25 protein-coding genes and 1 pseudogene are annotated in these 21649 nt (G+C 41.3%); 19 read left to right on the top strand and 7 right to left on the bottom strand.

What is annotated here, in order from left to right; genetic code table 11:
• Genes AB4Z45_RS14010 through AB4Z45_RS14000 form a run of 3 tightly spaced genes read left to right on the top strand, consistent with a single transcriptional unit; the run spans window position 1 to window position 2560 of the window.
• Window positions 1–1089, top strand: a complete 1089-nt coding sequence (locus AB4Z45_RS14010) for a GerAB/ArcD/ProY family transporter (protein WP_441909973.1) — start codon at window positions 1–3, stop codon at window positions 1087–1089.
• The gene (locus AB4Z45_RS14005; RefSeq protein WP_441909919.1) at window positions 1086–2378 is read left to right on the top strand and encodes a Ger(x)C family spore germination protein; all 1293 of its coding nucleotides are present in this window, start codon (window positions 1086–1088) and stop codon (window positions 2376–2378) included. Before AB4Z45_RS14010 ends, AB4Z45_RS14005 begins: the two co-directional genes overlap by 4 nt.
• Window positions 2375–2560 carry a hypothetical protein gene (locus AB4Z45_RS14000; RefSeq protein WP_441909918.1) on the top strand — a complete coding sequence of 62 codons (186 nt, stop codon included), beginning with the start codon at window positions 2375–2377 and terminating at the stop codon, window positions 2558–2560. The genes AB4Z45_RS14005 and AB4Z45_RS14000 overlap by 4 nt, the downstream gene beginning before the upstream one ends.
• Window positions 2561–2629: 69 nt before the next feature.
• Here the strand turns inward: AB4Z45_RS14000 and AB4Z45_RS13995 are convergent, their stop codons facing one another.
• Together AB4Z45_RS13995 and AB4Z45_RS13990 are read right to left on the bottom strand one after the other, a co-directional pair.
• Complete coding sequence (locus AB4Z45_RS13995; protein WP_339208474.1) at window positions 2630–2818, bottom strand: hypothetical protein; 189 nt, start codon at window positions 2816–2818, stop codon at window positions 2630–2632.
• 105 nt (window positions 2819–2923) lie between these two features.
• Window positions 2924–4069 carry an MFS transporter gene (locus tag AB4Z45_RS13990; protein WP_441909917.1) on the bottom strand — a complete coding sequence of 382 codons (1146 nt, stop codon included), beginning with the start codon at window positions 4067–4069 and terminating at the stop codon, window positions 2924–2926.
• 118 nt (window positions 4070–4187) lie between these two features.
• Between AB4Z45_RS13990 and AB4Z45_RS13985 the strand changes: the two genes are divergently transcribed.
• Window positions 4188–5066, top strand: a complete 879-nt coding sequence (locus tag AB4Z45_RS13985; protein WP_441909916.1) for a LysR substrate-binding domain-containing protein — start codon at window positions 4188–4190, stop codon at window positions 5064–5066.
• Window positions 5067–5139: 73 nt separating this feature from the next.
• Window positions 5140–5658, top strand: coding sequence for a GyrI-like domain-containing protein (locus AB4Z45_RS13980; protein ID WP_441909915.1), 519 nt, complete (start codon window positions 5140–5142; stop codon window positions 5656–5658).
• An 11-nt stretch (window positions 5659–5669) separates the two neighbouring features.
• On the opposite strand, the gene AB4Z45_RS13975 is transcribed toward AB4Z45_RS13980, so the two are convergent.
• From AB4Z45_RS13975 to AB4Z45_RS13960, 4 genes are read right to left on the bottom strand one after another with little or no spacing between them, the layout of a single operon-like run.
• On the bottom strand, window positions 5670–6722 hold the full coding sequence (locus tag AB4Z45_RS13975; protein ID WP_441909914.1) for a Ger(x)C family spore germination protein: 1053 nt from the start codon (window positions 6720–6722) through the stop codon (window positions 5670–5672).
• On the bottom strand, window positions 6719–7789 hold the full coding sequence (locus AB4Z45_RS13970) for a GerAB/ArcD/ProY family transporter (RefSeq protein WP_441909913.1): 1071 nt from the start codon (window positions 7787–7789) through the stop codon (window positions 6719–6721). Before AB4Z45_RS13970 ends, AB4Z45_RS13975 begins: the two co-directional genes overlap by 4 nt.
• Entirely contained in the window at window positions 7782–9128 is a 1347-nt protein-coding gene (locus AB4Z45_RS13965) for a spore germination protein (protein ID WP_441909912.1), read from the bottom strand. Before AB4Z45_RS13965 ends, AB4Z45_RS13970 begins: the two co-directional genes overlap by 8 nt.
• 57 nt (window positions 9129–9185) lie before the next feature.
• Window positions 9186–9401, bottom strand: coding sequence for an alpha/beta-type small acid-soluble spore protein (locus AB4Z45_RS13960; protein ID WP_076270125.1), 216 nt, complete (start codon window positions 9399–9401; stop codon window positions 9186–9188).
• A gap of 181 nt (window positions 9402–9582) precedes the next feature.
• Between AB4Z45_RS13960 and AB4Z45_RS13955 the strand changes: the two genes are divergently transcribed.
• The 12 genes and pseudogenes from AB4Z45_RS13955 to AB4Z45_RS13900 all read left to right on the top strand — a co-directional run bounded on the left by AB4Z45_RS13955 (window position 9583) and on the right by AB4Z45_RS13900 (window position 17373).
• A complete protein-coding gene (locus AB4Z45_RS13955; protein ID WP_441909911.1) occupies window positions 9583–10131 on the top strand; it encodes a GNAT family N-acetyltransferase in 549 nt (182 codons plus the stop codon).
• Window positions 10132–10243: 112 nt separating this feature from the next.
• Window positions 10244–10963, top strand: coding sequence for a hypothetical protein (locus AB4Z45_RS13950; RefSeq protein ID WP_441909910.1), 720 nt, complete (start codon window positions 10244–10246; stop codon window positions 10961–10963).
• 180 nt (window positions 10964–11143) lie between these two features.
• Window positions 11144–11410, top strand: coding sequence for a hypothetical protein (locus AB4Z45_RS13945; RefSeq protein WP_441909909.1), 267 nt, complete (start codon window positions 11144–11146; stop codon window positions 11408–11410).
• Between the two features lie 190 nt (window positions 11411–11600).
• On the top strand, window positions 11601–12218 hold the full coding sequence (locus AB4Z45_RS13940; RefSeq protein WP_441909908.1) for a cyclase family protein: 618 nt from the start codon (window positions 11601–11603) through the stop codon (window positions 12216–12218).
• A 63-nt stretch (window positions 12219–12281) separates the two neighbouring features.
• Window positions 12282–12971 (top strand): metal-dependent hydrolase, encoded by a 690-nt coding sequence (locus AB4Z45_RS13935; protein WP_441909907.1) that lies wholly within the window; start codon window positions 12282–12284, stop codon window positions 12969–12971.
• A 44-nt stretch (window positions 12972–13015) separates the two neighbouring features.
• Window positions 13016–13222: a hypothetical protein gene (locus AB4Z45_RS13930; RefSeq protein ID WP_441909906.1), complete on the top strand. Its 207-nt coding sequence runs from the start codon at window positions 13016–13018 to the stop codon at window positions 13220–13222.
• Between the two features lie 221 nt (window positions 13223–13443).
• On the top strand, window positions 13444–14322 hold the full coding sequence (locus tag AB4Z45_RS13925) for a TolB family protein (RefSeq protein WP_441909905.1): 879 nt from the start codon (window positions 13444–13446) through the stop codon (window positions 14320–14322).
• A gap of 27 nt (window positions 14323–14349) precedes the next feature.
• Window positions 14350–15102, top strand: a complete 753-nt coding sequence (locus AB4Z45_RS13920) for an SDR family NAD(P)-dependent oxidoreductase (RefSeq protein ID WP_441909903.1) — start codon at window positions 14350–14352, stop codon at window positions 15100–15102.
• 173 nt (window positions 15103–15275) lie between these two features.
• A complete protein-coding gene (locus AB4Z45_RS13915; protein ID WP_441909902.1) occupies window positions 15276–15536 on the top strand; it encodes a hypothetical protein in 261 nt (86 codons plus the stop codon).
• Between the two features lie 90 nt (window positions 15537–15626).
• On the top strand, window positions 15627–15872 hold the full coding sequence (locus tag AB4Z45_RS13910) for a hypothetical protein (RefSeq protein WP_441909901.1): 246 nt from the start codon (window positions 15627–15629) through the stop codon (window positions 15870–15872).
• A 219-nt stretch (window positions 15873–16091) separates the two neighbouring features.
• Window positions 16092–16264 (top strand): annotated as a pseudogene (locus AB4Z45_RS13905) (transposase); the annotation flags it as partial.
• A 689-nt stretch (window positions 16265–16953) separates the two neighbouring features.
• Window positions 16954–17373: a GreA/GreB family elongation factor gene (locus AB4Z45_RS13900; RefSeq protein ID WP_076270114.1), complete on the top strand. Its 420-nt coding sequence runs from the start codon at window positions 16954–16956 to the stop codon at window positions 17371–17373.
• A gap of 73 nt (window positions 17374–17446) precedes the next feature.
• Here the strand turns inward: AB4Z45_RS13900 and arfA are convergent, their stop codons facing one another.
• A complete protein-coding gene (arfA, locus tag AB4Z45_RS13895) occupies window positions 17447–18958 on the bottom strand; it encodes an arabinosylfuranosidase ArfA (RefSeq protein ID WP_441909900.1) in 1512 nt (503 codons plus the stop codon).
• A 159-nt stretch (window positions 18959–19117) separates the two neighbouring features.
• Here arfA and AB4Z45_RS13890 point away from each other — a divergent pair, with 159 nt between their 5' ends.
• Together AB4Z45_RS13890 and AB4Z45_RS13885 are read left to right on the top strand one after the other, a co-directional pair.
• Window positions 19118–20020 carry an ArsR/SmtB family transcription factor gene (locus tag AB4Z45_RS13890; protein WP_441909899.1) on the top strand — a complete coding sequence of 301 codons (903 nt, stop codon included), beginning with the start codon at window positions 19118–19120 and terminating at the stop codon, window positions 20018–20020.
• Between the two features lie 51 nt (window positions 20021–20071).
• Window positions 20072–21646, top strand: a complete 1575-nt coding sequence (locus tag AB4Z45_RS13885; protein WP_441909898.1) for a response regulator transcription factor — start codon at window positions 20072–20074, stop codon at window positions 21644–21646.
• Window positions 21647–21649: the final 3 nt, after the last annotated feature.

The raw sequence follows: 21649 nt of genomic DNA, 5'->3' as shown, positions 1-21649 counted from the left end.
ATGCATCACATTGGTTTAAGAGAGGCTACTGCAATCGGCATTATTTTTATCATCACAAAAATATTTTTGCCTTTCCAAAGGTCTTTGGCAGAAGAAGGGGGCTCCGCAGCTTGGATTATTCTTGTCATTGCGATGCTGTTCTGTCCGCTTACTTGGTGGGCGATTAGAGGGGTGATAAACAACGGTCCAGAAAATAGTACATTAATTACGGCTACGGAAGACATATTAGGCCCGATTTTGGGAAGTGCAGTTAATCTGATGTACTGCACTTTTTTCTATATGATTACATTCATCGTGCTTCGTGAATTTTCAGAAATCATATCCTCTGAAATTTTGCCTAGAACACCACTTATGGCTATTCTACTTGCGCTTTTATTACCGATTGCCTTTATCGCACATACAGGAATCGAAGCCATTGGCCGAATCAGCTCCATAACTGTATTCCTCATTGTAGGAAGCGTTTATCTATTGCTAATTGGTGGTTTAATGACTCATATGGAGCCCAAAGCTTTATCACCCTTATGGGGAACTGGTCGTTCTCATGTACTTTTTTTGGGTGTAATTAAGAGTTCTTTATTTTCCGAGCTGCTTGTACTCGGATTTCTTCTGCCAAGAATGCGACATCAGAAGGATTGGGGAAAAGTGGCTTGGTGGTGTATCATCGTTTCATCTGTCCTACTGCTCAGCACAACGATTTGTTATTTATTTATCTTCCCATATCCAACAGCTGCGCGAATAAACGTACCGTTAATGGAAATTAGCAAGCTGATTGTATATGGACGGTGGCTGCAGCGCTTGGAAAGTTTGTTTCTCATCGTTTGGTTAATTAGTACAGTCGTTAAATTAGCGGTGGGCTTATATTGTACAGCTTCAGCGTTGTCTCAAATTTTTCACCTGCCAAGACATCGGCCGCTCGTGTTTCCGCTGACGATCACGATATTCAGCTTTGCCATGCTGCCAGACAGTGAGATGACGGCCATCGCTTGGGATCGGGACATTCTTAGAACCTATGGTTCAATCATTTCGATTGGTTTGCCTATGCTGACATGGCTGGTAGGCATCATCCGTAAAGGGAGGAGACCAGCGTGAGACGCTCATTTCGGATTGTAAACACCATAGTGGTTACAGTAACGAGCCTGATTTTTTTATCGGGCTGCTGGGATCGGCTGGACCCGGAAAATATGGCTTTTGTGATTGCAATCGGTGTGGATGAAGGCCCACAAAATGATTTCTTATTTAGTTTTGCCATTGCTGTACCAAAGCTCAGTGATATGGGTCAAAGCTCAGGCGGAGGGGGAAATAAAGTTGTCATTGTACATACCGTTGAAGGCTCCAATATGGCTTCTGCACTCGCTCTTAGCCAAAGCTTTATTGCTCGCAGATTAACGCTAATTCACTCTAAAGCGCTCATTATAGGCGAAGGGCTGGCCAGAAAGGGCGTTATGCCTCTATTAAGCGAAGCGGTTCGTAATCGGGAATTTCGGCGTACCGTTAATATGATTACAGCAAAAGGAAAAGCAAAGGACTACCTGCAATTTGTTCAACCAACGACTGAACAGGACGTAAGCTTCTGGTTTGAGCTTGAAGTAGATCCAAAAAATCAAGGCGGCACCATACCGAAGCAAGCGCGTTTTCATGAATTTATTATGGATGTCGAAAGTAAAGGCACAGGTGCTATTTCTATATTATCAGCTCCTAGGCCTGATGTTAAAAAAGGCAAAGAAAACTTTCCTTCTGATGAGAAAGATCTGAATCCAGATGCCAAACAGCCTATTGTGAGTGATCAATATGCAGGGAAAATAAAACGAGCAGGTGATGTTCCTGTAGAATTTTTCGGCAGCGCCATATACAAAAGCAGCTCTTTGGTTGGTTATTTAAATGGATCGGAGACACGGTTACTAAATATGCTGCGCGGGGAATTGGAGGAAACGACTTGGGATTTCCATGACCCTTCGGATAAAAAGCTCAATTTAAGCATGACAATGAATGCCGATAGACAAGCAAAGCTGAAAATAAAAAGAAACGGTGATCAAGTTACCGCAATCTTCGATGTTAAATTGGAAGGAGAATTAATCAGCGTGCAAACCAAAGTGAATTATACCCAGCCGAATAATCGAGAAAAACTGGAGAAGTCCATTCAAAAACAATTGCACGAGGACGCCCTAAAATTGTTGAACAAGACCATCCATCAATGGAATGTCGATTGTTATCGGATCAACAATCGAGTGATTTCCACATTTTCATCGGTGCAAGAGTGGGATGCATTTAATTGGAGCAGTCATTTGAAGGAAATGAAGTATGAAGTTAATATTTCCTTTGTCATGCGGCGATATGGTGGTCAAGTGGGGCCCGCGATTGAAGGTGATCAGGTTTCATGAGTAAGCATGTTATGTTGTTTACTATTTTAGGTTTATTCTCCATTTGGGGCTGTGTATATGTGGGAAGCCTTGCTCCCTCGCTTTGGAAGCAGAAAAATTTTAGAGGAGCCATTGGTGTAAGTATATTAGCGGGCGTCACGTTAGTTGTTCCTGTTTTAGTCAGAATAATCGGAGAGGAATAAAAAACAAGGCCTTTGCTAACTGCAGAGGCCTTGTTTATATGGTTGCCGCAATATAAGTAAGCTGTTTCTTTATCCAGTTACAGCATCTACTCGTGATTGATCAGCATTTATGCAGCGTTTGCATACCGTGATCGATGAGCCGTTTTTTGTCGCTCGCGGATAAAGCAATTTGATTCTAGTACGATTGCAAGTAGGGCAGGTGCCTCTGCCGCGTGATGGGAGGTTCCAAAGAGTCCGTCCTCTTTTTGATTTTGCCATCAATTATTCCTCCTTTCCGTTCAATTACTGGTTAAAACAATTTGTTTCAATATCTGTATTTTAATTCCTATTCAGGTAGGTTTGAAAGATAATAAATGACTATAATTAAACTGTTTCTTTTTTGTCGCCTATCTTTAAACTAGCAGCAAGCAAAATGAAGATGATGATCATTAGCACGGCTAGCGCCGGAGCAAAGTTATCAAATAGATCGGATGTGAAGCCGATAAATAGAGGGCCAATGGATCCTAATAAGTAACCGCCAAATTGCATGACAGCTGATAATGATGTAGCTTCTTCCGCACCTTTAGCCTCTTGAATTGGAATAAGGATTGCTAGTGGAAACAGACCGCCAGCACCAATACCTAGAAAAACAGCAGCAAACCATGGAGAAAAATGCAAAAGCAATAAAACAATTCCGATCAGTTCTGCAAGACCGCATACGAGCAGCCAAGTTTTTCTGCGGCCAGTTTTACTTACAAGCATTGGAATGAAGAAGCTAATAGGAATTTGAATAACAGTAAATAATGTAAGGACAAGACCGGATTGCGAATGGCTTAAACCTAACGATTGAGCAATGGGAGCGAGCCAAGCAGTTATCGAATAAAAAATAGCGGCCATACAACCAAAAAACAAGGTAAACAACTGTACACGTTTATTTTTGACAAACAAAGATGAGATCGTAATAACGGTTCTCTTTGTTCCTTTTTTCTTTAAAAGCGGGAGAAGCAATAGAGAAGCGGGCAGTGCTAGAATACCCCAGAAGCCTAAAGAGTACTGCCACGATTCATTTAATTTATGGAATAAAGGCACAGAGAAGCTGGATGCAATCGCAGCCCCAATGACCATAGCTACAGAATATACGCCTGTTATACCCGGCTTATTTGGAAAGTGTTTTTTTATAAAGCCTGAGATTAAAGGTCCTGCAATTCCAATCCCAATACCCGTGAATAGCGATGTCGTAATTAAGAAAAGGCTGCTATTTGCGAATACACGAAGGGAAGTGGCTGTCAGGATCAAGAGCATAGCCGCAAGCAATGACTTTTCTATTCCTAAATGGGAATTCAGCTTTATCGCCAAAACAGCAAATATCCCCATAGAAAGAACGGGCAGTGTCGTCATCAAACTTACGGTGACCCCGCTCATTCCTAAATAGGATTGAATAATATCAAATAAAGGACCGACCGAAGTAATCGATGGTCTTAAATTCAAGGATACAAGAAATATAACTAAAATAAGATACATATAACGCATAGGAAACATCCCCTTCTTGGTTGTTGCACTCATTATAGTTTTGTATTTATAATAGTTCAATACTATATAATCTATAGAAATGATAGCATTTAACTATAATCGAAGAAGGGTTGTTACTATGGAGATTAGACAATTACAATACTTTCTTATGTTGTGCAATGAATTGCATTTCTCTGAAGCGGCATACAAATTAGGGATTTCACAACCGACGTTAAGTCAACAAATACGAGTGATGGAAGATGAGCTCGGCGTTCCTTTATTCGATCGCATTGGTAAAAAAACGGTTAAAACCGAGGCGGGAGAACTTCTTGAAAGCTATGCTTTGAACATTGTTCAACAACTAGAAAACGCCAAAAAGGCAGTATCCGATCTTACCAATCTGGATGCTGGTCAATTGCGAGTAGCCGTGCTGCCATCGGATCTCGATTATCGATTAACTTCCTTGCTCGTTGATTTCCACAGGGAACTGCCGAATACAAAAGTTCAAGTGATACCATCGATTGATATTTCAAATAAAGTGCTGAACAATGAGGTTGATATTGGTGTTGGTTTAGCGATTCAGTCAGATCCAAGGTTAACTCGCATTCCTTTCTATACCGAATCGTACAGCCTATACGTAAATAAAGAACATCATTTAGCAGCGCAGGATATTATTTTGCCAGAACAATTATTAGAGATCCCTTTTGTAATGTTCCCCAAAGGTTTTTATGGACGTGATTTAATTGACAAATGGTGCAAAGAGCAAGAAATATTTATCCGAACCATTATGGAGACAGGGTCTGTTACTTCTTTGTTTCAGCTCGTAATAGAAGGAATTGGAGCTACCATACAACCAAGCCAATTGATTGAAAGCTTCCACTCGATGAATATCTATGCGATTCCGATTAAACGTTCACCAACGCGAGAGTTAGAAATTTTTTATCGCAATGATCGATATTTGAGTCGAGCGGCTAAAGTTTTTATGAAGCGGTTGGAACTGTTTTTTTTGAGGATGTAGTTGCAATTCCGTTTACTTTTATGTAAAAATTTAGATGTAATTATTGATTGATAGGCTGAGGGGAGAGGATCATTTGAAAGAGGAAACTGTAATAGAGCTGATCGAAGTAGCGCCATTTAAGGCGCTGGCAGTACGGACAGGAATGACGCCAGACAAGAGTGGAACAAGGGTGGCTTGGAGCAAGCTGACTGAACATGTGCCACTGGACGATGAACGGCTGACTTCAGCACAATCAGCGTATGTATTCATCCCGCAGCAGCAATGGGACAAGGAAGTGGATACACTTTGGGTCGGTCTTAAAGTTAGCGAGTTCGGCATCGTGCCCGAAGGCGTTGAAGCGCTGGAAGTTAGCGGTGGACTGTGTGCTAGCGCTCGCGTGTATGGTGATGAGACGAGCATGTGGGGTGTCTATGAGAAGATGTTCTCCTGGCTGGAGCAGTCACCGGACTACGAGCTTGATAAACGTGATGGTGTACTCGGTATGGAGACGGTTCCGCTCAAGCCAATCAATGCTTTAACCATTCCTTATTCAGACATCAAAACCTTCGATTTCACGATGCTCTATCCCGTTCGGCAGAAGCTGGTCAAATGACATCTATTGCTTCATTTGATATCACCGCTGTCTCTAATGATCACATTAACGGTAAACTCTTGGTTTAACTTCGGAAACCATACTGTTTTCCAGTTTTCACTTTGATTCTCCGTCATCTTATTGCGGTAATATTGTCCGAGTCCCAAAATATCTGATTTATGAGCTTGAAGTCTGCTGAGTAGATTAGTGTATCTCTTTATCATTAGTGTTTCAAGCGCTTTTTCAACCTCTGCATTCGTAGGGTTTCCATTCTCTTCTTCAATAACGCCTATTAATTTCATATGGCTCTTCATACTTGGAGTGGAACCAGACCAAATCGCTTCATTGTGAACACGAGCACTATCGATCATAACGGTTGCATTATTCATGAGTTCAACCGTTCCTCCTGAATATTGTCCTTGGTAAAGGTTGTAAATTAGCGTCTCTTCAATCGACATTTTTCCGACCATACGATCCCTGTTCATTATGGCAGAACCGAGGGACATGAAGGGCGTAGTAACCCCTTTCGCAATAAGAGGGATTGCAGTATCCTCTGTTTGTACATACATTCCGCGGTAGGCTTCCCAAATGTGAATAATGGAAATATTCGGTGTCCAACCAGACTCCTTGCCAAAAAAATCATAAGCGGATAAACCGATATTCACCTTTTTCTTATCGTGCATTAGCTGTGAGAAATCTCCAGATACAATAGCGACTAATGCTTTCGGTGAAATTTCTCTTGAACGGATAACAAACTCGATGGCGTCTTTAATGCTTTTTCTTGCCGTGGTTTCGCTTATGAGCAGCAGCTTTAAATGTAATAAGTCAACACTCTCCTCTGCATGGGTTCGGAGAATATCAACCGCCTTGTCGATCGATTTGGCTTCTGCTTGCAGCGTTCTTGTTGAGTTGTTTTGTTGGCTTGGAATACGTAAAAAAACTTGAACATTGCCTTCTTTGCCTTCCGTTATTCCCATAACGACAGGCAGCATACGTTTATTAATGTCTTTATTATTCCAGCAGCCTCCTAATACGGCGAAGCTGCAGCATAATAATATGAACGCTATAAGAGATTTATATCTCATGCCAGCTTCCTCCTTTTTACCAAACCCATAATGAAAATAGCTAAAGGTAGCGCGAAAATACAATAAAAGCGGAACCACGTATCCATATTGATGAGAACTTGAACAGCATTCCAAGTGGGAAGAAACCCTGCAAGCGCAACGACTGAAATAGCGAGAATGATCACGATGACGGGTACAGAGGAAATGAGATAAAGCTTTTGAATTAATTGGATCATCATCCAAAGTAAAAGAGCAGCGTAAACAAAAACAGAAATGAGCGTACAGGTAATAAAAAATAAAGTTAGCCTATCAAACATAATCCAACTGATATCAATGGAATCCATGGATATAATGGTTGGGAATTGAAAGCGAGACGAGGTTTCACGGCCGAATATAAAAAGCGGAATATAAACGAGAGCTATATAAAAAAATAGCAAACTCACATAAGTTAAAAAAATGGATTTGCTTTTTTTAAATATTGGATATTTATAGAGAGGGATAAATCCTAAGAACAAAAATCCAGAATGTGCAATAAAACTCGAGTAAAAGTCAGCGCTGGCCATGAAAGAAAAGGTTTTATCTATCAGCGGATAACCATTCTTTAAATCAAAATTGCCAAACGAAGTGATAAACGAAAAGAGTGTCACTGGCATACAAATGATAAAAAGAATGAGAGTTGCTCTTATAATAGTCTGAATTCCTTTCCATGCCGCATATAGAGGCACGAGTACCAACAATGCAAGTGACCATAGCGGATATTCCGGAAGGAAGGTCACGGTCAGCATTTCGGAGTGAACCCTGAGAATGACACAAACATCTATAAAGAAGAACAGGAGCAACGGGGCAAGAATGAAGCGTGCAGCCCATTTTCCTGTTATTTCATTAAAAATATCGGCAAGATCCATTTTTGGAAAACCAGCAAGTCCTTTTAGATACAGCCACATTAAGATCAATTCCAACAAATATCCGATTAAAATAGGCTCCCAATGACCGCTTTTTGTAGAAGCGATCGTTTTTTCAGGGAAAATTAAAAGAATGGTAGCTAGATGAACTAAAAAAAATGTAGTTAATGGTGCGAATTTACTCATTAGAACCTCCAGATTTTATACTCGAGTTCACATACGGGTAGTGGAAAGTAGTCATACTTGATAAGTAAAAACATATCCAGACGACCCCGACGAGCGTGCCTAGCAGGCCATAAACCGCGCTGATTAACAAAATTACGTATTTTAGGATTCGAATCAAATACGCATTTTGGTAGCTGACTAACGTGAAATTGGCTATTGTTGTCGCAGCTAAAATAATGATTAATAAATTACTGACCAATTTTGCCTGAACAACGGCTTGGCCAAGTATAATTCCCCCTACCATCGTAGTGGTGGGTCCTATACTCTTTGGAAGTCTTATGCTCGCTTCGATAACCATCTCCAAAATGCCAAGCATGAACAAAGCTTCGACGAGTGCGGGATAAGGTACACCTTCTCTGCTTAATGCCACAGATAAAGCCAGCTGAATACGAAGAACCTCTGGATTGACCGCAACCAAGGCAACATAAAGACCTGGTGCGAGAAGGCTTACGAACAATCCGAGAATCCGTACCATGCGCATGGTAATCATATAAATGTATGGATAGTTGCGATCCCCTTGCATACTCCAAAGATCGGTCACAAAACCAGGCATAGCCATTGCAAAGGGATGATGATCCAAAAAAATGATGATGCGGCCTTCCATTAAATGCCGAACGGACTCTGAAGGAAGCTCAGTTGAAAGGAATGGCGGGACAAGGCTGTACTTTGGCAGTCCTAGCATTTTTGATAAATCTTGAATGCTTTCAATTTCAGTGCCTTTATGTTTCTCCAAAAGGGAGTTGATATGGTTTATGAATTTTTTTTGAGATTTGTTTTTGATGTAAAATAGGCTGATTTGGCGTGGATTAAATGAGCCTATTGAATAAGTACTGAGGATTAGATGATTAGCTGTTATTTTGGATCGCAACAAGCTTATATTCGTATTGATATCTTCCGTAAACGCATCGAATGATGATAATAGTACACTTTCAGTTAGTGGGGGACTGATCGGTCGGGAGATTTGCGGATGCAATAAATTAAGCATTAAAATGGTGGAACCGTCTTCAGAAAAGAGGCCAATTCTCCCTCGTAATAATGATTGTGCAATCTCATCTAGAGATTTCACATAAGCCCCTCCAAAAGTAGAAAAAATCTGATCGAAAACATCGATCGATTCATTGGAATAGGGCTCGAGCAGAAGTAAAGAATTTCTAGACTCGTTAATGTTTACTAGAGATTCAAAATAGCAAAGTTGAATTTTTCTGTTATGAATGAGAAATTCCTCTTTGACGAAGTCTGAGCTTTCTTCGAAATATTGGTTTACTTGATCATATAAGTTCATGGATAATGGTTGATTCATGATTTACCACCCCGTAGTTAAGGCCCTCCACAAAGCGGAGGGCCTTTTGGCTGTTGTTTAGAAGTTGCGTTGACCTAATTGTTGTTCAGCAATTTGGACGAGCTTCTTCGTAATATATCCACCGATTGAGCCTGCATCACGAGTCGATAAGTTACCGTTGTAACCATCTTGCGAGAACTGTACACCTAATTGCTGTGCTGCCTCTGTTTTCAATTGTGAAATGGCTTGTCTTGCTTGCGGTACGACTAAAGTATTCGAACTTCTTCTGCTCATGTTTTATCACTCCTTCATGGGATGTAAGGTTATTATGGTTTGTAAATTGTAAATGTATGCAAGTTTAAAAACTGATTTTTCGAAAAAATTACAATGCTCATAAAGATGAGTATAATGAGTATTGCATTGTTGCGGAAAATTGCATTTCATACACAAATAAAAAGCTTAGGAGTGATGGTTTGTGGAAGGTGAGAAAATATATCTGTCTCCATTAGAAATAAAGGATACCGAAGAGCTGCTTGCAATTAGACGAAGGAATTTTTATTTTTTTCAGCCATTTGAGCCTATAAGGCCAGAGCATTATTTTACGATCGAAGAACAGAAAAAAATGATTGAATCAAGCCTGCAAGCTGCGGCTAACGATCAAGGTTTTGTGTTTGGCGTATTTCTTAACGAGTCGAATAAGCTTATAGGGAGAATCGAATTATCAGGCATCGCACGAGGCCCTTTTCAAAATGCGTATCTGGGTTACTTCCTTGATCAAGAGCATAACGGCAAAGGTTATGCGACTGAAGCCGTATCATTATGTGTCAATTTTGCGTTTAATCAAATCGGCTTGCATCGTATTCAAGCAGGAGTCATGCCAAGAAACTTGCCATCGGTTCGAGTGCTTACGAAAGCTGGCTTTAGATACGAAGGACTTTCCACCAAATATTTAAAAATTAATGGCGTTTGGGAAGACCATGCGATCTATGCGATTATTACTGAGGATAGGGATGCTGCTCAGTAGAAATCCATTTAAAAAGAACCTCATTTTTGGGAAATGTTTCAAATTCGCATAGGGTGTGTATTAGCCTAATAGAATGAATTTAAACAAACAAAGAATGGGGTAGTGATGTTCAATGAAAAAAATGTGTTCACTTATGCTAAGTTTGTTTCTGGTAGTCGTTGTTATTGCAGGAGCAAGTGGAGGAGCCACCGCAGAAGCCGCTGTCAAAAAAGAGTATCTTGAAATTTCAAAAAACGTCGTTTATTACGGACAATTGAAAAACGGTAAACCGCATGGAAAGGGAACAATGTCCTGGTACCAAACAAAAACGTATTCAGGTGATTGGGTGGACGGCAAACGAAGCGGGTTTGGTAAATTTGTGAGCAGATCTACAAGCGAAGGCACAGAAATTACATACGATGGCGCTTGGAAAAACGATCTTAAAGCAGGCAATGGTTCATTGAATACGAAGATTATCAGCTCGGATGGCAGTGTACAATCACATAAGATTCAATTCGGTCAGTTTACGAATGACAAATTCACAGCAGGATATTCCGTATTGCATGTGAAAGATGAACCAGCATATAGCTTTAACTACAAAGATACAGCGATGAATCTTCAAGTGATCGGTACGAATGTGAAGATGAAGGAAGCATGGAAAAATGGTACATTCTCAACCATTCAATTTATGAAGGGTAAAGTGATGAAGCATTACGCTGTCGCATTCAACGAAAACCCTTCTTTGGTGAAACAGAACAAAGCGACACTTAAATATTTACAAGGCATTCAATCACAAGTAAACACGCATTTGATTAAGTTTGAAAGCTTAGCTAAGCGGGTGCCTTTGGCTTAACGCATAATAGATTTTCAGCGGATGGCTCCTTATGTGAAGGGGCCATCCTTTTTTTAATCTTCCTTCACGTTTGTCAAGTACTACAGAAACATGGTACTAGGTGGATGGTAAGGTGTTGTGTATAGTTAATTTATCCATACAACGCGTGGAATAGGTACTTCAGGAGGGTGAATAGTTGCTGTGAATACAACATTAATAAGAAATGGTGAGCTGCAATGGAAAGCATCCATCCTGAAGCAGCATGAAACATATGCCTATCAAGCGGCTTATTATTTGCTTGAAGATGAGTTCCTTGCAGCCAAAGCAGCGATGGATACACTTGCAGCATTGATTCGGGATGAAGCTTTTTTTGTTAAGGAAGCCGTGCTCCAGCAGAAGCAATTGAAACAATTGGTTATGAAAATATCGCTGGGCATTAAAGCTTCACACCTGCGAACTTCAATTTAACCTAATAACAATAAACCTCAAACTTATGCTTCACTCTCCTCGTTGCTTGTTCTAAATCAATTCAATTCTACTCCAAGTCCAATTTGGATTTTTTCTCATCCTGCCGCTACAGCCCATTTTCGTAAACAACACTGATATGATATAGTTTTTATGTAAGATAAAGACAATTCATGCAGGAGGATGTGGCAGTATGATCATAGACTTGACGCATATGATTCATGACGGGATGCCGGTATTTCCGGGGCACACAGAGACGACTCTGGTGCAAAGCAGTCATTTTCAAAGTGATGGGTACAATAACCACCAATTATCGATTAATATGCATGCAGGCACTCATATCGACGGCCCGATGCACTTATTGGACATTCAGAAATATATGACAGAAACCTCAGTTGAGCAATTTGTTGGAGATGGCGTACTGCTGGATGTAACTGGGGCTGCAGTAGTCGATTACAAAGAAGAGTACGAAACACGTATTCATGAGGGACAGATCGTTATTTTACATACTGGGCACGGCGATTTTTATGGGAAACCTTATTATTTCAGCGATTATCCGGTGTTGACCGCCGATTTTGTTGAATTGCTTATTCGAAAAAAGGTGAAAATGATCGGTTTAGATACCCCTTCGCCTGATCGCTATCCTTTTTCCATTCATAAAAGCTTGTTTGGCAGCAATATTTTTATTATAGAAAATTTAGCGAATGTAAAGCGGCTGATTGGCATTCAAGCTTTTGAAATTATAGCGCTGCCGCTCCTTATTCAAGCGGACTCATCCATTGCACGAGTGATCGCACGCGTAAAAGAATAACGATATAATGAGACATACAGCCAGCCCAAGCTTTCAACTAAAACGAAGGAGGATGATGTTTTTATGGATATTATTTATCATGGACACTCTTGTATTCAATTGATCGCGGGGGACAAATCGCTTATTATCGATCCCTTTCTGAGAGGCAATCCGCTTGCCACTACGAAAGCGGAGGAGATAAAGACGGATGCCGTTCTCCTCACTCATGCTCATATGGACCATATTTTAGATGCGGATCAGATTGCATTAAACAATGATGCTCCTGTTGTGGCGAACCCGGAGCTCGCGGCTTATATGTCATGGAAAGGCGTGAAAACGATCGGCATGAACATTGGCGGAACGTTAGATTTGGGATTTGCCAAAGCTAAAATGGTACAAGCGTTCCATTCCTCGGGGATCGTTGTCGAAGAGGACAAAACCATTTTGTACGGCGGCATGCCTGCCGGTTACATTGTAAATATGGAACAACTAAATGTTCTTCATGCAGGCGATACCGCTTTATTTGGCGATATGAAAATGATTGGTGACCGTCATTCAATCGATATCGCTTTTATTCCGATTGGCGATCATTATACGATGGGGATAGATGATGCGCTGCAAGCGGCAATATGGTATAACGCGAAGCTGGTTGTGCCTGTTCATTACAATACTTTTCCTGTTATTCGCCAAGAGGCTGAAAGCTTCGTGCAGCAGCTGCAAGAAAGAGGGATTAAAGGAAAAGTGCTCAAACCAGGCGAGAAAATAACGGTATGACTAGGCATGTAATTTACATTGTCACATGTGTTTTTATAATCGTAATGTCAGTGTGTTTACTTTGGTACGCGCTATGGGATGCGAGTCAGCCCAAAACCGGACCTGTTGGCAACGGCGTTCATATGCCTACTTTCCAAGACTTATGGCCGATATACAGTATGATGGCAATGGGTGTTTTGAATTTGCTTGTGGCCATTATGCGTTATTTGGAATATAAGAAGACACAAGTGAAAGATGATGTAATGAAATAAGGCGTTTGAGAGTAAAAAGGATTGACAGCGATTTCACGTTTTGTGTATGATGTACCTGTTAACGCGTGTTCATAATGATCAAAACAACATAGAAATAAGTCCTATTTAAATAATAGGATTTATTTTTTAGTATGTATAAACACGCGTTCACAAAAGAGATGCCGTGATACAAGTGAATGCGGATTTTGGAAATTATACTTATATAAGGCGGTTGATATGAGATGGAAGCTGCACAAGAATCCAAAAATAATGAAAAGCGCACATTAGTCAGCATGCTTGAAAAGATCGATGTGAAAACTGGCGAACGCAAAGTTTTGGCTGAATTCAATCATTTAATTGAAGCGCCAAACTGGACCAAAGACGGCAACCATCTTATTTATAACAGCGGAGGTTTGCTATACACCTTTGAGCTAGCAACTGGGGAAAGCAAGCTGATCGAATCGGGGTATGCCAATCATTGCAACAATGATCATGTTTTATCACCTGACAATACGCAATTAGCGGTAAGCCATCACACGCAGGAGGATGGAAAATCACGAATTTATATATTCTCACTATCTGAAGGTTTGCCTGCCCTAATTACACCGTTAGCGCCAAGCTATTTGCACGGCTGGTCTCCTGACGGCGCCTCGCTCGCTTACTGTGCAGAAAGGAATGGTCAGTACAACATTTATACGATACCGGCTCACGGCGGGATCGAAGCACAGCTGACCGATACGCCTGGTCTGGATGATGGACCGGAATATTCGCCGGACGGCCTACATATTTGGTTCAATTCGACAAGAACTGGCTTGATGCAATTATGGCGCATGAACGTTGATGGAAGCGAGCAGACTCAAATGACATTTGATGAGAGCAATAATTGGTTTCCACATGTGTCTCCCGATGGTGAATCCGTTGCTTATATTACTTACCGCAAGGGTGATGTTGATCCGAACGATCATCCTGCCAATAAAGATGTTGAAATTCGTCTAATGCCAAGCAAAGGCGGACCACATGCTGTCATTGCTGAATTATTTGGCGGTCAGGGCACAATCAATGTGAACTCTTGGTCGCCGGATAGCCGCGAGCTCGCTTTTGTCAGTTATAAATTTATATAATTATTTTAGTTTGAAGGAGAGTTATTCATGGTTAACGTAAATGGGAAATGGGCGCTAATTACAGGTGCGAGCAGAGGTGTAGGTTACCAGACGGCAATTTTTATGGCGAAACAAGGCTGTAATTTGATTTTGCATAGTCGAAATATTGAACATACAAAAGTGGTGGAACAAGAGGTTAAGGCACTTGGTGTAGAAGCGTATTGCGTCCAAGCGGAGCTGGCTAATCATGAAGAAGTAGTTGCTATGCTTAATGAAATCGAAGCTAAGGATACGGCTGTAGATATCGTTTTCAACAATGCTGCAGTTCAAATCGCCTACCGTACCAATTACTGGGAAACACCGATTGAAGATTTTGAGATGAGCTTCCGTATTAACTTCATTTCAATAGCAACAATCTGTCACCGCTTAATTCCTAAGATGATTGAACGCGGATTCGGACGTGTCATTAATACGACAAGCGGTATTAAAAATGAGCCGGAGCAGGCAGGTTATGCTGCAAGTAAAGCTGCTCTTGATAAATTCACGAAAGATTTGGCTTCGAGACTGGAAGGAACCAACGTCATGATTAATATAACAGATCCAGGCTGGTGCAGAACGGACCTGGGAGGTCCTCATGCACCTAGCTCAGTAGACACGGTTATTCCTGGTATTGCAGTTGGTGCCTTTGTAGATGATAAGAAAAGCGGTAGATTCTTTCATGCGCAAAATTTTGTAGGAATGATGTTAGAAGATGCTGTTGCAAAAGCTGAACAAATGGTAGCGAATCCATACATCATTTAGAACGAATATATGCTTATAGTTGCATGACAATATTCCTGCTCTTCTCACTAACCGTGAAGGAGCGGGATTTTTGTTGTGAAATATTTTTTTTCGACTTCTTACTTCGACAACGTTTTATTATTCATGAAGCTATACTAAACAGGTGCTATTTTATTGACAGCGGAGGGTTGCTCATGACTAATTCGAATTTCAGAAAGCGGATAGTTTGGTTCATTAACAGTGAGAGCGAACGAGTGTTAAGTAATTTGAAGAGCGGGGCAGTTAATAAAGAGAATGCTTTAGGAAGCTTTAACACGCTGTATCAGATCGCTTCATCAACAAGAGATACGGATACGATGGTAAGCTTGTGCGAAATGATCAACAAGGTAAGAGAATCGAATCATCGATCTGGATTATTTCATTTTACGGAGATGCGCAAAGGATCTTTTTATTGACTCTATATCGTTTTCATAGGCGAATTCAAAGAAAAGAGACCGATTCCGGTCTTTTTTTGTTGATTCAATTATTTCCTGCGGGGGTAAGTATTGTTTAAGAATAATCATACAACGAAGCTGAAGGGAGCACTAAGCATGAATAAACCTACAAAAAAACTTAATAAATTGCTTTTGATAACGATGATGAGTATCGTTGTTATTTTCACCGCTTCCGCTTGCAATAATGATAAGGATGCTAATAACAATGGCAATAGCAACGTGATTGAAGACGACGCCAATAACACCCCTGATACGACGGATGATGCCATAACAAACGATGATGCTACAACACCTTAAATACGCCATTTCTATGTAAAAGTGAACAAAGGGGCTGTCTCAAAATTTTCTTCAAATCTAATCAATTAGAGGTATTAGTACACCTATTTGCAACATTCCAATCTTGTTTGTTAAAAACAGGTGTACATTTACACTTATTTACTCTCGACTATCGGATCGCGCACATTACAATCATACGACGATCATCGCTGATGCTGGATATGGTCAGTCTGAGTTATTATGCGCTACAAGCAGCAAGCAAGGGAAAAACTGAGCTGCGAGGAAGGATATTCGCTGTCGGTAAGACGAATGATTGAATCCGAAAGTATTTTAGGGCAGATAAAGAATAACCAAGGATTCCGGCGTTTCTGCTTCGCAGCTTACCGAAGGTAAGTCTGGAGGTCGGGTTATAGACCAGAATAGAAAAAAGCAGTACAGGAATAGCTCTGCTGTACTGCTACCAATACTCCCGTTCAAAGCGAGCTATTCCTCAGCGAGCTTGATGCTTATGGGACAGCCCCTTTGCTTTTTAACTATTTTTTTGATTGTTTCTTTTTTGCTCTCGAAATATAGGATCTCTCGCTTTTATTGCGTTTATGCGAACGGTTTGATCTGTTTTCTTGTTCGCCACCTACTTGATTTTCATCAACATAGCAATATTCATAAAGGTGTTTTTCACAAGGAACACAGTGATGACGTGTAACAACGTTTACTTGGTGAACTACCTCTACGATTTGTGGATGGAAAACATCTCTGGTAACCGTTACTGGAGGATCATATACCCGGACTGTCGGACAAAATGGTCTGCAAGACAATATTGTCAGCTCCTTTCCTAGTAGTCTTCTATACAATATGAAACTCCCTTATACAATGCTTGTGCTACTGCCTTGCGAGACAAATGAGGATAGAGAAGCGCTAGGTTAATTCAATGGTTCGATCAAAAAAAACTAGAGATTGGACTTCTGATTGAAGTCTGATAATATGGGAGCAAGGCCTCTACTCTTAGAGGCCTATATTTTTATAAGGAGGAAGCAGCAAATGATGCGAACCATCGTCCAAACCTTGCCGCTGCGCAATACGTCTTTAGGGGGTGAAGTATACTATGAACCATAGTCTTCCCTTAGATACCCTTAGAGATCAGCTAAGGCTTCAGCTCGTAGTTTTGGGTGAAGAGAAGCAAGCTTTTCTTGATGCGCATGCGCCCAAACAGGAGTCAGAGCGAAAGCAAATCTATCAATTTATTACCGAATATGTACAGTTTGTCGAGAAAGAGCTGAAATCATCGGATGAGCGATTGCCATCAACCGTATTTATAGGCTGCGAGGTTACCATTTCTTATTTGGATGACGCTACCTCAGATACGTTCAAAATTGTTTATCCCCATGACGCAGATCCGGAGCAGAATAACATTTCGTTCCTCTCTCCTGTCGGAAGACAGCTGCTGATGAGCCGTATAGAAGATATTATATCGGTTGAGACGCCAGCTGGAGCTATGCGCATGCGAATGCTTCATATTCAATAGAACTAGAAAAAACCGCTGAAGCTATAGCTTCGGCGGTTTTTTAGTATGCTTTCTATCATTCTGAGAGGCACAATTAACCTCTGTTAGTTTGAAGTCTGATCACGTTCCAAGATGCTTTGCCGAGCAACGCTTTAACGTTTCCATTATCAGCTTTGGCAGTGCCGCGGTTATGAGGTACGACGTTGCTTGGGTTCGTTTTTGTATTATTTGCTTTCAAGTCATCATGCTCCAGAACGATATGCTCGATAATGCTTACATCGCCGAAGCTGCGAACATCTACATCAAGCTCAAGTGCTTCGGATAAATGACGATTGACGGCGAAAATAGTAATTTCTCCTAGCTCCTCATTGAAAACGCTGATTGCTTCTAAAAAAGGCACGTCAGTGAAATCCTTGGAATCGTATTTCGGTGATGAAATTATCGGATGAAGCACGGTTCCTCTTCCATAAACGGAAGCGTGAAGATAAGGATAATAGGTCGTTTGCAGCCATAATGGCCCGCCGGTCTCTGTCATTATTGGCGCGATGACATTAATCAGTTGAGCGATACATGCCATTTTTACGCGGTCCGCGTGTTTGAGCAGCGTAATTAGGAAACAGCCTACAGCCAGTGCATCCTCAAGTGTATACACATCCTCGAATTCAGGTGGAGCTACTTGCCAAAGCTCTTCTGCTCGGCTTGAGCCGATCGAGTTCCATACATTCCACTCATCAAGCGAGAGCATTAGCTTTTTCTTGCTCCGTTTCTTTGCCTTCATATAATCGCAAATGGCTGTTACGCTGTAAATGAACTGATCCATATCAAGCGATTTTGCCAAGAAGTTGGAGGAATCGTTTTCGTTATTGTTGTAATACGTATGAAGCGATAGGAAGTCCACTTGATCATAGGTAAGGTCAAGCACGGTTGCTTCCCACTCCGCGAAAGTGCTCATGCCGCTGGATGAGCTGCCACAAGCAACAAGCTCGATGGATGGATCGACCCAGCGCATTGCTTTGGCCGTTTCATTCGCGAGTCTTCCATATTCCACAGCAGTTTTTGCCCCGATTTGCCAAGGTCCGTCCATCTCATTCCCTAAGCACCAGGTTTTAAATTTATGAGGCTCTTTATAGCCATGTGAAATGCGAAGATCGCTGTAGTAAGACCCTGATGGATGGTTGCAATATTCAACAAGGTTTCTAGCCGCATCAATGCCGCGTGTTCCAAGATTTACAGCCATCATCACTTCTGAGCCGACAAGCTTCGCCCAATCTGCAAATTCGTTTGTTCCTACTTCATTCGTTTCTGTTGTCCACCATGCAAGATCAAGAAGACGTTTGCGCTCGGATTTAGGCCCGACGCCATCCTCCCAATTATAGCCGGATACAAAATTTCCTCCTGGATAACGTATAATTGGCACATTCAAAGAGCGAATGGCCTCCAACGCATCGCCGCGGAAGCCGTTTTCATCTGCGGTAGGGTGGCCGGGCTCGTAAATTCCGCCATATACTGCTCTGCCTAAGTGTTCAATGAATGATCCATAGAGCCGTGGGTCGACTGCGGAAAGTGTGAAATTTTTATCAATATGCATCGTAGATTTCATAGACATAAATAATTCTCCTCCTAGTTGAATTAATGTATTAACTAATTCATATTTGTTGATTTAATATCTAATATTTATCATAATAAATAAATACATTCAATACGATTGTTGTGAATTGCTTTAGGATTAACTAAATTACTAATTGTAAAAGCGGGTGAGTTTCACATGTATTTATCAACCGATGCAGCGTCGCTGCGTGTATACGAAGCGCTTGCGAGCGAAGTGCGCTTGCAAATTATTGATTTGCTGAACAACAAAGAGATGCATATAAAGGAGCTTGCTGCAGAGCTGTATTTGAGCAGCGCAATTGTAAGCACCCATGTCAACAAGCTGCAAAATGCTGGCCTCGTTAGTTATAGAATGCGCAGAATAAATGGAGGCACATATAAATATTGCTCCTTGTCGGCAGAGTATCTCCAAGTTAAACTGTCTAAATATGCAGAGAGTTCTAGAAAATATAAGGAAGTGTCCATACCGGTTGGACATTATACGGATATTGAAGCTGCACCGACCTGCGGCATTGCATCGACGGAAAAGATGATCGGGCATTATGATATGCCCACTTATTTTATGGATCCTGAGCGTGTTCAAGCAGGGATTTTATGGTTCACTAGAGGTTTTGTTGAATACAAAATTCCTAATTATTTATTTAAGGATCAGGTCGTACAGGAAATTGAAATATCATTTGAAATTGGATCAGAGGCACCCTATGTCAATGAGAATTGGCCGTCAGATATTCAATTTACTCTGAATGAGCAAAAGCTTGGCATGTGGACGAGTCCTGGCGACTTTGGCCGGATGAGAGGCCGATATTCACCAGATTGGTGGCATTCTGACGTTAATCAGTATGGCCTATTAAAGGTGCTTCGAATAAATAAAAAAGGTTCCTTTATCGATGGTCAGCAAATTTCTGATATGACGATTGATGATGTATCATGGAATCGTTCGCAGTGGACATTCCGTATAAGTGCGGACGATACGTCGCAGGGCCGCGGCGGTCTCACTCTTTATGGAAAAGGCTTCGGGAATTATGACCAAGATATTGTTATTCGCAGCTATTATGAATGATTGCCTTCTTATTTGACAGAAAAAAATGACGGGGATGGCGGAGGTTTACGAATGGAAATTTCATGTCGTGTTGTTATTGTAGATGACGAACTATTAGTCAGGCAGGGAATTAAGCATCTGTTGAATTGGGAACAGGAGGGCTTCCAGATTGTGGGGGAGGCATCAAATGGAAAAGAGGCGCTTGAGCTGATTGAGCGCGTCGAGCCTCATATTGTGATCACTGATATCGTTATGCCAGTTATGGGCGGAGAAGAGTTAACTCGTGCAATAAAGGCAAGATATCCAGAGATTGAAGTGATCATATTGAGCAGTTATGGCGAGTTTGATTATGTGAGATCGACCTTTCAAAGCGGCGTAGTCGATTATATTTTAAAACCTAAGCTTGAAGCTATTCAGCTATTAGACACGGTGAAACGAACGGCGCAAAAAATTCCATCACTGAAGCTAGTGGAATCAACTAACGAGGCTTTATCCGTTAAACATATTGTTGAGAAGCTAATATCCGGTTACGAAATCGATGTGGATGACCACGTCCTTGCAGAAGCATTTCCTCATAACAGCTATCGGCTGATTGGGGTAGATTTGAAGTCTCTGAACAGCATGAGCAGGGAAAGATATGATGATTCCTATTGGCTCGACAAAATGAAAGCGGTACTCAGCAGCGAATGTCCGCAGGCGATTTATTTTGCACTTCCGGTAGAACATAATATGGCAACACTACTCGTCAATATAGATCAAAGCGAGCAGCATAGCTTGGTAAGAGCAGGCAGAGAGCTTGCTGCTTGGTCGGGAGAGCGGTTGAAAGAGATTGGTTGGACGATCGGTGAGGCATTTGATGATTTGAGGCAGCTTGGTTCGAACTACAAGAACAGTTTTCTGAAATTAAACGCCTACCGTTACTTTCTTCCGCCCACCAATCGTTTAATCGTACATGGCGAACTTCCAAAAACCTCGGATGAAATTGATGTCTTCAACATGAATCAATTTACTGAGCTTTTGAACAGACGGCAATTCGATGAAGCGTTTGACGAGCTGCTCAATTATGTGAATAGTCGTTCAAGCCAATATAAAACCGATGTTTTCGAGTTTAAGTCCTTTTTAGGCAATGTGATTTTCAATATAACGATTTTATTGGGTCGCCTTGACCCAGCGATGAAAAAGCTAGATGAAACGAAGTATGCCTATTTCAAATCCATTGGTGAATCTTCTCATGTCAACGAGGCAGCTGCGCTCTTACAAGCATTTATTAACGAAGTGAATGACGTGGTTCAGGTGAGAGGAGCAGCAAGCAGCAACCCGAATATGACGCTGCTGCTGCAATTTATTCGGGAGAACTATGCTGAGCCGCTTAGTCTGACGGAGATCGCCAAGCATTTTCATTTTAATCCATCGTATTTGTCTAGTTATTTCACAGCGCATAATAAAGAAGGCTTTAGTGAATATTTGAATAAAATCAGAGTGGAGAAAGCGGCTGAGCTGCTGCAGCAAGACGCAGCGTCCATTTCTGAAATTAGCGGCATGGTTGGTTACTCAGATCACAGTTATTTCACGAAAGTATTTAAGAAGCTGACGGGTCTGTCGCCTAGTCATTATAGAAAACAATACATGGGCAAGAAGAGGGATTAGGTT

It is taken from the genome of Paenibacillus sp. MCAF9, assembly GCF_052114265.1.
Taxonomy (GTDB): domain Bacteria; phylum Bacillota; class Bacilli; order Paenibacillales; family Paenibacillaceae; genus Pristimantibacillus.
The sequence above is the reverse complement of the archived record's forward strand: the minus strand, read 5'-3'. Positions and strand labels throughout refer to the sequence as shown.

Bases quoted from the DNA above. Each gene is read 5' to 3' on its own strand.
- AB4Z45_RS13995 (WP_339208474.1), bottom strand. From the start codon at position 2,818: ATGGCAAAATCAAAAAGAGGACGGACTCTTTGGAACCTCCCATCACGC.
- AB4Z45_RS14000 (WP_441909918.1), top strand. From the start codon at position 2,375: ATGAGTAAGCATGTTATGTTGTTTACTATTTTAGGTTTATTCTCCATT.
- AB4Z45_RS13925 (WP_441909905.1), top strand. From the start codon at position 13,444: ATGGAAGCTGCACAAGAATCCAAAAATAATGAAAAGCGCACATTAGTC.
- AB4Z45_RS13920 (WP_441909903.1), top strand. From the start codon at position 14,350: ATGGTTAACGTAAATGGGAAATGGGCGCTAATTACAGGTGCGAGCAGA.
- AB4Z45_RS13935 (WP_441909907.1), top strand. From the start codon at position 12,282: ATGGATATTATTTATCATGGACACTCTTGTATTCAATTGATCGCGGGG.
- AB4Z45_RS13885 (WP_441909898.1), top strand. From the start codon at position 20,072: ATGGAAATTTCATGTCGTGTTGTTATTGTAGATGACGAACTATTAGTC.
- AB4Z45_RS13975 (WP_441909914.1), bottom strand. From the start codon at position 6,722: ATGAGATATAAATCTCTTATAGCGTTCATATTATTATGCTGCAGCTTC.
- AB4Z45_RS13900 (WP_076270114.1), top strand. From the start codon at position 16,954: ATGAACCATAGTCTTCCCTTAGATACCCTTAGAGATCAGCTAAGGCTT.
- AB4Z45_RS13940 (WP_441909908.1), top strand. From the start codon at position 11,601: ATGATCATAGACTTGACGCATATGATTCATGACGGGATGCCGGTATTT.
- arfA (WP_441909900.1), bottom strand. From the start codon at position 18,958: ATGTCTATGAAATCTACGATGCATATTGATAAAAATTTCACACTTTCC.
- AB4Z45_RS13950 (WP_441909910.1), top strand. From the start codon at position 10,244: ATGAAAAAAATGTGTTCACTTATGCTAAGTTTGTTTCTGGTAGTCGTT.
- AB4Z45_RS13990 (WP_441909917.1), bottom strand. From the start codon at position 4,069: ATGCGTTATATGTATCTTATTTTAGTTATATTTCTTGTATCCTTGAAT.
- AB4Z45_RS13915 (WP_441909902.1), top strand. From the start codon at position 15,276: ATGACTAATTCGAATTTCAGAAAGCGGATAGTTTGGTTCATTAACAGT.
- AB4Z45_RS13970 (WP_441909913.1), bottom strand. From the start codon at position 7,789: ATGAGTAAATTCGCACCATTAACTACATTTTTTTTAGTTCATCTAGCT.
- AB4Z45_RS13960 (WP_076270125.1), bottom strand. From the start codon at position 9,401: ATGAGCAGAAGAAGTTCGAATACTTTAGTCGTACCGCAAGCAAGACAA.
- AB4Z45_RS13985 (WP_441909916.1), top strand. From the start codon at position 4,188: ATGGAGATTAGACAATTACAATACTTTCTTATGTTGTGCAATGAATTG.
- AB4Z45_RS13930 (WP_441909906.1), top strand. From the start codon at position 13,016: ATGTCAGTGTGTTTACTTTGGTACGCGCTATGGGATGCGAGTCAGCCC.
- AB4Z45_RS14010 (WP_441909973.1), top strand. From the start codon at position 1: ATGCATCACATTGGTTTAAGAGAGGCTACTGCAATCGGCATTATTTTT.
- AB4Z45_RS13890 (WP_441909899.1), top strand. From the start codon at position 19,118: ATGTATTTATCAACCGATGCAGCGTCGCTGCGTGTATACGAAGCGCTT.
- AB4Z45_RS13965 (WP_441909912.1), bottom strand. From the start codon at position 9,128: ATGAATCAACCATTATCCATGAACTTATATGATCAAGTAAACCAATAT.